Source organism: Halobacillus trueperi, assembly GCF_003386945.1.
Taxonomy (GTDB): Bacteria; Bacillota; Bacilli; order Bacillales; family Halobacillaceae; genus Halobacillus; species Halobacillus aidingensis.
Window position 1 is genome coordinate 1 of the sequence record NZ_QUAE01000050.1, and the last position, 971, is coordinate 971.

Here is a 971-nt window from a genome sequence, read left to right on the forward strand (position 1 = left end):
ATTCTTTGGCACATAGTGGTGACAATGAACATCTGAAGCGTGAAGATATTCGCCTGTAATTTCGCATTTCCCCATCTTCATACTATACCGACTAATACGATTATCCAGGTATTCGACACTTCGATTCGGTAAAGAAGACTTCATTAAATGTCCAATTTCTTTCTGGATATCCGGGCGAAGACTTTTGTGTATCTGTTCTCTGCCTTTCTTCGTGTAAAGCGAAAGCTTTGAACTGAAGCTCATCGCATGAAATGTTTTCACATTTCCGATGGGAAATAGATACGTACCATTGATATAGATCGTTTTTGTTCCTAAACTAAAGGTTCTCTTATAAAAAGGCGGTGGCTTAAAAGGATGTTTTAGCGTTCCAACCGGTCGAAGGCGGTTCACTAAAAATGGTTTAAGATCGTAAGCAAGACGTGAAAACACGAGACTTACATGAGTAGATCGCTTAAAGTATTGGTGAAGTCCTAGAACAAAGCTATTGTAACGATGAATATTCTCAGCAGAAGGCGAAGCTTTCATTCTTCGAATGAGTTTCTTCGCTTCCTGTTTGATTTTCTCGCTTTTTGAAGAAATAACCCCAGTATGGGCCACTCGTTTCTTACCCTTTTTATTCGCACGAATGGTGAACCCTAAGAACTCAGATTCTCGTTTTCTTAAGTTTACAATTTGAGATTTCTCTGGTGAGATGTCCAGCTTCAAACGCTCTTTGAGGTACAGACGTACCGCATGGTACCACCTCTGCGCTGTCTTTCCATCCCGACATAGAATTTTAAAGTCATCAGCATACCTGACCAGATATCCTTGTTTCAAATTCGTTTGTTTTCTCGCTCGCCTTCTTGCATCATCTGAACTGTAAGATTTCGTCAGGGGAAATACTTCCCACTGGTCTGCAACCCATTGGTCTAGATCATTTAAGACGACATTAGAAAGAAGGGGAGATAAAATCCCACCTTGCGGTGAACCCT

At 40.9% G+C, this 971-nt stretch carries 1 protein-coding gene; it reads right to left on the reverse strand.

The window, feature by feature from the left end:
- The coding region (locus tag DYE48_RS20925) for a reverse transcriptase domain-containing protein (protein ID WP_244199501.1) at window positions 1–971 on the reverse strand (971 nt) is incomplete at both ends.